This is a genomic window from Alkalibacterium sp. s-m-28, from assembly GCF_054658175.1.
This window is the reverse complement of record NZ_BAAGIQ010000082.1, coordinates 1-8,559: the sequence shown is the minus strand read 5'-3', so window position 1 is coordinate 8,559 and position 8,559 is coordinate 1. Positions and strand designations below refer to the sequence as shown.

The following is an 8,559-nucleotide window of genomic DNA, read 5'->3' as shown; positions in this document are numbered from 1 at the left end:
CCTGGAGTACGTGTCTTAGTCGACAACCTAATTGTACCATATGGGGGGGTTCCTTTTTTCTATGTTTTAAAAAAGTTGATTTATCAGGTGTTAAACACGACAAATAATTATGAAATTGGCTCAATTACATGCAATAGTGGATATTTAGTGTAAAAAGGGTAAATTCAAAATTCTTACGACGTCGATGTAGCCCGCGTCAGACGGCTGATTGAAGAAACTGTTATTGAACTGCGAGAAGAAAAATGGAATAATATCCTCAAAGAACCGGAACCGAGAGTCTTTTTCGAATAATTGGGTGATTCTTCGTTAGATTTTACTGTCTGGTTCTGGATTGAAACACAATCTGACGAGCGGGAATTCAGAATTCCGAGCGACTTGAGATTTAAAATTTTTGAGAAATTCAAGCAGAATGGAATAGAAACTCCATTCCCGAAACGCGACATTCATATAAAATCAAATTAAATAATCAACAAGACCAGTCATGAGGAGAAAGAGGGCGCAAATGAAAAAAGTTCTAATAGTTGAAGATGAGCAGTCTATTTTGAAGCTTCTGCAGTATAATCTGGAGAAAGAAGGCTATGAGGTTTCTGGGGCAATGGATGGAAAAGAAGGGTACGAGATGGCACTTAACAATTCCTACGATATCATCCTTCTCGATCTGATGCTTCCGGGGATGGACGGGATGGATGTCTGCCGGGAGTTGAGAAGAGAAAAAATCGATGCACCAATCATCATGCTGACGGCTAAGGATTCAGAGATTGATAAAATCGTCGGACTGGAACTGGGGGCAGACGATTACATGACCAAGCCGTTCAGCCCTAGAGAAGTCACTGCACGAATGAAAGCTATTTTCAGACGTATGGAGAGAAACAGTGCATCGAAGGAACAGTCAGACGAATTGACGGAAGACATCATCATCGGTGATATCGTTATTTCTCCTGATCAGTATGAAGTGTCTGTCAGAGGGGAAAAGCAGGAAGTGACACCTAAAGAATTTGAGTTGCTTCTTTACCTCGCTCGACATAAGGGGCGTATTCTCAACAGAGAGCAGCTGCTCCAGGCGGTCTGGGACTTTGACTTTACCGGAGAGACGCGAATCGTTGACATGCACATCAGTCATCTGCGGGAAAAAATCGAAGAAGACCCCAAGAAACCGGTCTATCTGAAAACGGCCAGAGGGTTTGGTTATAAGCTGGAGGCGCCGAAATGAAACAGCTGAGAGCCAGGATACTCGGTTTTTTTATGCTCGTTCTTGTGCTATTCACCCTATTATTTCTCTATCTTATTTCATCCAGCCTTCAGCGGCAGGCTATTGAGCAGCAGGGAGAGGATCTTGAGTCTCAATTGTTAACCTTATCGAGCCAACTTGATGCATCGCAGTTCGAAGATGATCTGAATCTTGTAAATCTGCAGTTGGATCAAACGGCTGAAGTGATTACTGAACGAATTACCTTCATCTCGCCTGAAGGAGAGGTCATTTACGATACTCGAGCTCGGGAAGAGGTACTTGAAAATCATCTCGATTGGCCTGAAATTCAACAGGTACTTGATGGAGAATCGATTGGAACATTCAATCGTACGAGCGAAAGTACAGGAGAAGTCCTTTACTATGCTGCTACGGATGTCGTAAATACAAAAGGAGAGTTGATTGGTTTTCTCCGGCTCTCTAAAAATGTAGAGGAGATGGGTGGACTGACTGACCAGTTCATTCAGACGCTTGCCTTGTTCACGATCATTTCCATTCTGGTCGCTCTGCTGTTTACCAATTACTGGACAAAGAGAATAAGCGATCCGATTGAAAAAATGAAACAAATTACTGAACGACTGAGGATTCAGGATTATTCAAGCCGATACCGGGAGCACTCCTATAAAGAAATCGATGAGTTAGGGCTTGCCATTAATCACTTGGCCACGAACCTTGACTATCAGATGCAGGAAATCAATCAGAATCAGACCCAGCTCAAGGAACTGGTCAACCATCTAGTTATTGGGGTGATGCTCGTAGATAATCAGGGCAATATTACCATGGTCAACCCTGTTATGAATGAAATCGTAGGGGAAGATCTTTACGGTAAAATCGGGATATCTTATGAAGAGGGACTACACAGCACGGCTTTGATCGACTTGATAACTCGAGCGATTCAGGAGCAGAGCCTGCAGAATAAGGAAGCGACTTTGCTGTACCCTGAGGAAAAGGTCGTCGATGTCAATGTCGTCCCAATTCTGAATCAGTCCAAAGAGACCATCAATCATATTGTCCTGCTGTATGATATTACAGAAATCAGACGGCTTGAAAAAGTTCGAACCGATTTTGTAGCCAATGTTTCTCATGAGCTGAGAACACCGATCACTGCAGTGAAAGGATTTGCAGAAACACTGCTGGATGGTGCGCTTGAAGATGAAGAAGTGCTTGTGGAATTTCTGAAAATCATTCACAAAGAATCGACACGTCTGGATTTGATGGTCCAGGATATTCTACAGCTTTCCAGACTTGAGCAGCATAAAGTTCAGGGAGTCATTCAGGACGTACGGATAAAGGATGTCTCAGATGAGGTCAGAAATATCCTTCATCAGAAAGTGGATTTGAAACAGATCACACTCAATGTGGTGGAAAATGAAGCCGTCGTACTGGAAATCGACCGGGACCAGCTGAAGCAGATTCTGATCAACCTGATTGGAAATGCTGTCACCTACACGCCGAATAAAGGATGGATCGGCGTGACCATTGACCGGACAGACCACGAAGCCGTGATAACCGTCAGTGACAACGGCCTTGGTATTCCTAAAGAGAGTCAGTCGCGGATCTTTGAACGCTTTTACAGGGTAGACCAGGCTAGAAGTCGGAATGCTGGTGGAACTGGACTGGGTCTGGCTATTGTGAAGTGGCTGATTGAAAATAATCAGGGGCGCATCACATTAGACAGCGAAGAAAATAAAGGGAGTACCTTTACCATCTGGCTTCCTTTAAAACATGAATAGAATAAATTTAACCCACGACTTTAGGACACCTGTCCAATGAGTCGTGGGTTTTATTTACACGATATTTACATTACTTTACATAAAATCGACAATAAATCCAACCAAAGTACACAGTCGACATTTAATATAGGGACTGTAGACAGGAGATGTCTTAATTTATCCACTAAAGGAGATTAACGTGAAAAAACATATCAAACTGCTATCTATCGTAGGTTTAGCCGCAACAACTCTGGCCGCTTGTGCTGACACTGGAAGCGAAGGGGCTTCAAACGGTTCTGATGGAGGATCAAACGGAGGAGACTTCGATAATTCAAGAAATCTGCACTTAGTTACTCGTGAAGTCGGATCTGGAACACGTGATGCATTTGCTGAATTAACTGGACTCGATGATGGTGATAACGATCTGATTTCAGCTGAAGCAACAGCTCAACAAGGAACGAACGCTGTCAACAGTACAGTAGCAGACGACTTGTATGCCATTGGGTATACTTCAGTTGGAGCTCTGGACGATTCACTGAAAGCAATTCAAATTGATGGTGTTGACGCGAATGAAGAGAATATCCTTGAGGGAGACTACGAAATTGCGCGTAACTTCAATGTCATTATTGGTGAAGAACTGGATGAAGTGGCAGCTGATTTCTGGGAATTCATGTTCTCAGCTGAGGGACAAGCTATTGTTAATGAAGTAGGTTACATTCCTTCTGATACCGATGCTCCAGCATACGAAGGAAGCGATCTTGACTTAAGTGGATCGATCGATGTTATCGGATCAACAGCAGTATACCCAGTTGTTGAAGCAATGGCAGAAGCGTATCAGGAGATTCATTCTGACGTACAAATCGCTGTTCACTCAACTGGATCTGGTGCAGGTGTCACTTCTGTAATTGAAGGAACGTCCGATATCGGTATGGCATCAAGAGACCTTGATGATGACGAAACAAGTCAAGTAACTGAAGTAAGAGCTGTTGCACTTGATGGAATCGCAGTCGTTGTCCACCCGGATAACCCACTTGAATCATTAAGCATGGATCAAGTTGCAGACATCTTCAGAGGCGACTTCTCAACATGGGCAGACGTATTAGATTAATCAATAGCATCTAAACAGATAGGAAAGAGGGGTCTGCAGAACAGATAATGCGTCTGTTCGGCAGCCCTCTTGTACTGTAATTGAGAAAGGATTTTAATTATGGAACACATAAATAAGAGGGCAGCGGCGGGGAAGACTAAGCGTCGTCCTCCCGTCAGAAAAACAGCTAAGACCGATTGGAAGGAAAAAATCATGCATGGCGTCTTCTTCATGGCGGCATTCACTTCCATTTTGTCTCTCCTACTGATCGTAATTTTTATTTTTACTAATGGCTTGCCTATGATGTTCGAGTATGGCTTGACTGATTTCATTTTCGGAACGACTTGGAACCGGACCACGTTCGGTCTCCTACCTATGATCACAGGTTCAATACTAGTAACATTGGGTGCAGTAGGTCTAGGTGTGCCGATCGGTGTCATGACGGCTGTTTTCATGGCGGAATTCTGTCCGAAGAGACTTTATGCATTCTTAAAGCCTGCAGTTAATTTAATGGCAGGAATTCCTTCTATTGTTTACGGATTTTTTGCACTGAGAATCATTGTTCCACAGATTCGTGCCATATTCGGCGGGCCGGGGAACAGTATGCTGGCAGCGATACTCCTGCTTACCATCATGATTCTTCCGACAGTCATTTCTTTATCTGAAGTAGCGATCCGCTCTGTGCCCCGTTCGTATTTTTCAGGAAGCATGGCCTTGGGTGCCAGTCACGAAAGAAGTATTTTCTCAGTTGTCGTTCCAGCTGCCAAATCTGGTATTTTCTCAAGTATCGTATTGGGAGTCGGACGGGCAATTGGTGAAACGATGGCAGTGGTCATGGTTGCGGGAAACCAACCGTTAATGCCTAGAGGGCTTACGGAAGGGGTCAGAACGCTGACTACGAATATTGTTATGGAAATGGCCTATGCATCCGGTCAGCACAGGGATGCTTTAGTCGCAACAGGTGTCGTCTTGTTCGTCTTCATTATAATCATCAACACGACATTTCTGATTATGAAAACAAGGGAGGCTAAATAATCATGGTAAGTAAACTAATGAAAGGTCTAGTCTATGCATCGTCAGTTTTTACTTTCGGCATGCTGGGCTATCTGGTTATTTACATTCTGATTAACGGAGTCAGATTTCTGACGCCCTCTCTGTTTTCATGGCAGTACAGCACATCCAATGTATCAATGATGCCGGCGCTGATGACGACACTGATGGTCGTTGCGGGCACCTTACTGATTGCGACTCCGATCGGCGTGTTCACAGGCTTTTATCTGGTGGACTATGCTGACAGAAAAAATCCAGTGGTTAGAGCAGTCGGAATGGCTACAGACACTCTGGCTGGAATCCCGTCAATCATTTACGGCTTATTCGGTATGCTTTTCTTCGTTATTTTCCTGGAGTTCCAATTTTCACTGATTGCAGGTATTCTGACGGTCACGATTATGTCGCTGCCTGTCATTATTCGAGCGACTGAAGAGGCACTGATTGCCACAGGTATGCCTATCAGACAAGCCAGTTATGCGCTTGGAGCAGGGAAACTGAGAACCTTGTTCAAAGTGGTCCTGCCAGTGGCTATGCCTGGTATATTATCGGGTGTCATTCTGGCTACTGGTCGAATCGTGGGTGAAACAGCAGCACTTATGTTCACTCTTGGAACAGCAACGAACCTACCAGGCAGTCTCTTCGCTTCCGGAAGAACACTGTCTCTTCATATGTATATACTGTCTCAGGAAGGGCGTCACGTTAATGAAGCCTATGCAACAGCAGTCGTTCTGCTTGTGTTTGTTCTAGTGATCAACGCGTTATCGACACTAGTCAGTAAACGATTGGCTGGAGGAGGAAAATAATGTCTAGAACAAATAAAATAACAGTCAGAGATTTAAAACTCTGGTACGGAGATTTCGAAGCCCTTCATGGTGTCGATCTCGATATTTACGAAAAAGAAATTACAGCCTTTATCGGCCCGTCCGGTTGCGGTAAATCGACGCTGATCAAAACGCTCAACCGTATGAACGATCTGGTTGAAAACTGCCGAATTGAAGGAACCGTTGAGCTTGATGGAAAAGACATCTACAGCAGAAAAGTCGAGCTGAACAATTTGAGAAAACGAGTGGGAATGGTTTTTCAGCAACCCAATCCTTTTCCAAAAAGTATCTATGATAATATTGCCTTTGGCCCAAGAACGCATGGGATAAAGAACAAAAGTGAACTGGATGAGATTGTAGAAAAGAGCTTGAAGCAGGCAGCTATCTGGGATGAAGTCAAAGATCACTTGGACAGAAATGCCTTGTCAATCTCAGGCGGACAACAGCAGAGAATTTGCATTGCACGTGCACTAGCGGTAGAGCCGGAAGTTCTCTTAATGGATGAGCCGACAAGTGCCCTTGACCCTATTTCCACGTCTAAGATAGAAGATCTCGTGTCTGAACTGAAAAATGAATATACCATCGTAATGGTCACACACAATATGCAGCAGGCGTCACGTATTTCAGACCGTACAGCCTTCTTCCTGAATGGGAATATTATTGAACAGGATGAAACTCGTAAAATCTTTACGAATCCTAGCGAAACAGAAACAGATAACTACATTTCTGGGCGATTCGGGTAATTGCTTTCAGGAATAAAAGGAGAGAATATTATGCGACGAGCGTATGATGAGGAACTCGAAAAACTGCATCGTCAGTTTTTTCAGATGGGGAACCGCGTTAATGAAGCCATCTATAAATCGATCAAAGCTTTTGCGAATCATGATAAAGAGCTGGCTAAGCAAGTCATTGATGAAGATATAAAGATCAATGAAATGGAACATCAGCTTGAACACGATTGTATTGAACTGATTGCTTTGCAGCAGCCAGTTACAGCAGATCTGCGTAAGATCATCACAGTGATGAAAGCCTGCGCTGACTTGGAAAGAATGGGCGACCATGCTGTATCCATCTCAAAATCCACCATTAGAGTTAAAGGGAATAAACGCAATGCGACAATTGAAAATAAAATTTCTCTAGCTGGAGAAAAAATTAAGGTGATGGGTCAGGAGATTATTGATGCCTATATCAAGTATGATACTCAAAAAGCCAGAGAGATTGCGCATAAGGATGAAGCCATTGATACGCTGGCCGATGAAATTAAAAAAGCCAGCATCGATGAGATGCGTCAGGATCCGGAGCTTGTTCTGGGCGCCACAGACTACATTCTTGTCAGCACCTATATTGAAAGAATGGGTGATTATATCACGAATATATCCGAATGGATCCTTTATTTTGAAACAGGAGAAATACAGGAATTGAATACTCACCATAACTACTCATAATAAGCCTATAAAGGGTGAAAGCGAGGAATGGAGGGGCCGAAATCCTGTTCATTCCTTTTTTTCATAAAATGACTGGGTTTTATCCAACTTCCTCTAGCTAATAAATGAGGTTTTGTGTATAATATTTTAATATAACTGATATTATAATGGTAATATAATGAGAGGAAAAAAGGGTATGAAATTAGGGGAGAAGATTAAGACAAGAAGAAAAGAAATTAAAATGACGCAAGCGGAACTGGCCGATGGTATCTGTACTCAAGCCATGATCAGCCGTATCGAAAAGAAGAAAGTCAGACCAAGTCGGGAACTGATGGAGAAAGTAGCGGAACGGCTGGCCGTATCGATTCATTATTTTTATGGGGAAGATTCGATCGAGAGCCGTTATTCTCAAACAGCACAGCTGTGCCGCATTATTCGTCAGCACCTTGAAAGAAGAGAGTATGAATCAGTATCTTATCTGATCGAATCGAATGAAGAACTTATCGAAAAGACGATAGGTGAAGAAAGAGATTTCTTTAACTGGATACAGGGACTTTTATACGCTTATCGTGACGGGGATAACGATAAGGCTCTTGACTATCTGATTGAATTGGAAACCGATGTAAAAAATGGAGAACTACGAGTTGAAGTCATTGACAGTATTGGAAATCAGTATTTGAGAAAGAAACAGTACGACCTGGCAGAAGCTTACTATCAGAAAGGGTTCGACTCATTTGCAGAATGGATGAATCATGAGAAGAAAGCTAAGTTGCTGCTTAACTATTCGATTTGTCTGTTCAGGGAAGGCAAGTATTCCAGCTGTCTGGACAAAGTGATGCAGGGACTGGAGCTGGTCATAGAGAAGAAGACTTTATTTTTACTAGGCGACTTTTTCTACTATAAAGGCTCGTGTCTGGAGAAGCTGGGTCATAGAGATGAAGCACTGGATGCTTACAAAAAAGCTCAGACCATCTTTGATATTCAGCAGAACGAAAAGTACCTGCTGATCACTAAACTGGCTCAGGAGCAGCTTCAGTCGGCAGCTAGAACGGAATAACCGCATAGAATAATCGAGTAGGAGGTAAATAATTAATTTACCGTCCTCTCACACCACCGTGCGTACGGTTCCGTACACGGCGGTTCAATAATTTAAATATCTCTATCGCTCGTACAAATGGATTAAATCTCTTAATCCCCATTCTACGAACTTTTTATTTGT

9 protein-coding genes are annotated in these 8,559 nt (G+C 43.1%); all 9 read left to right on the top strand.

What is annotated here, in order from left to right; all coding sequences use genetic code 11:
- Positions 1-291 precede the first annotated feature (291 nt).
- The 9 genes from ACYQ4S_RS09590 (at position 292) to ACYQ4S_RS09550 (ending at position 8,397) form a co-directional block, all read left to right on the top strand.
- On the top strand, positions 292-462 hold the full coding sequence (locus tag ACYQ4S_RS09590; RefSeq protein ID WP_428830625.1) for a hypothetical protein: 171 nt from the start codon (positions 292-294) through the stop codon (positions 460-462).
- A gap of 40 nt (positions 463-502) precedes the next feature.
- Positions 503-1,210 (top strand): response regulator transcription factor, encoded by a 708-nt coding sequence (locus ACYQ4S_RS09585; protein ID WP_346025069.1) that lies wholly within the window; start codon positions 503-505, stop codon positions 1,208-1,210.
- The gene (gene pnpS, locus ACYQ4S_RS09580; RefSeq protein WP_459770820.1) at positions 1,207-2,979 is read left to right on the top strand and encodes a two-component system histidine kinase PnpS; all 1,773 of its coding nucleotides are present in this window, start codon (positions 1,207-1,209) and stop codon (positions 2,977-2,979) included. Before ACYQ4S_RS09585 ends, pnpS begins: the two co-directional genes overlap by 4 nt.
- Positions 2,980-3,157: 178 nt before the next feature.
- The gene (locus tag ACYQ4S_RS09575; RefSeq protein ID WP_459770819.1) at positions 3,158-4,066 is read left to right on the top strand and encodes a substrate-binding domain-containing protein; all 909 of its coding nucleotides are present in this window, start codon (positions 3,158-3,160) and stop codon (positions 4,064-4,066) included.
- A 192-nt stretch (positions 4,067-4,258) separates the two neighbouring features.
- A complete protein-coding gene (gene pstC, locus ACYQ4S_RS09570) occupies positions 4,259-5,080 on the top strand; it encodes a phosphate ABC transporter permease subunit PstC (protein WP_459770823.1) in 822 nt (273 codons plus the stop codon).
- Between the two features lie 2 nt (positions 5,081-5,082).
- Complete coding sequence (gene pstA, locus ACYQ4S_RS09565) at positions 5,083-5,898, top strand: phosphate ABC transporter permease PstA (RefSeq protein ID WP_091267480.1); 816 nt, start codon at positions 5,083-5,085, stop codon at positions 5,896-5,898.
- Entirely contained in the window at positions 5,898-6,659 is a 762-nt protein-coding gene (gene pstB, locus ACYQ4S_RS09560; protein WP_091267479.1) for a phosphate ABC transporter ATP-binding protein PstB, read from the top strand. The genes pstA and pstB overlap by 1 nt, the downstream gene beginning before the upstream one ends.
- A 30-nt stretch (positions 6,660-6,689) precedes the next feature.
- Positions 6,690-7,361 carry a phosphate signaling complex protein PhoU gene (gene phoU, locus ACYQ4S_RS09555; protein ID WP_091267478.1) on the top strand — a complete coding sequence of 224 codons (672 nt, stop codon included), beginning with the start codon at positions 6,690-6,692 and terminating at the stop codon, positions 7,359-7,361.
- Between the two features lie 175 nt (positions 7,362-7,536).
- The gene (locus ACYQ4S_RS09550) at positions 7,537-8,397 is read left to right on the top strand and encodes a helix-turn-helix domain-containing protein (RefSeq protein ID WP_346025064.1); all 861 of its coding nucleotides are present in this window, start codon (positions 7,537-7,539) and stop codon (positions 8,395-8,397) included.
- Positions 8,398-8,559: the final 162 nt, after the last annotated feature.

What these genes read in the sequence shown, in the direction of transcription:
- pstC (WP_459770823.1), top strand. Translation starts at nt 4,259, where the DNA reads ATGCATGGCGTCTTCTTCATGGCGGCATTCACTTCCATTTTGTCTCTC.
- ACYQ4S_RS09550 (WP_346025064.1), top strand. Translation starts at nt 7,537, where the DNA reads ATGAAATTAGGGGAGAAGATTAAGACAAGAAGAAAAGAAATTAAAATG.
- phoU (WP_091267478.1), top strand. Translation starts at nt 6,690, where the DNA reads ATGCGACGAGCGTATGATGAGGAACTCGAAAAACTGCATCGTCAGTTT.
- pstA (WP_091267480.1), top strand. Translation starts at nt 5,083, where the DNA reads ATGGTAAGTAAACTAATGAAAGGTCTAGTCTATGCATCGTCAGTTTTT.
- ACYQ4S_RS09585 (WP_346025069.1), top strand. Translation starts at nt 503, where the DNA reads ATGAAAAAAGTTCTAATAGTTGAAGATGAGCAGTCTATTTTGAAGCTT.
- pstB (WP_091267479.1), top strand. Translation starts at nt 5,898, where the DNA reads ATGTCTAGAACAAATAAAATAACAGTCAGAGATTTAAAACTCTGGTAC.
- pnpS (WP_459770820.1), top strand. Translation starts at nt 1,207, where the DNA reads ATGAAACAGCTGAGAGCCAGGATACTCGGTTTTTTTATGCTCGTTCTT.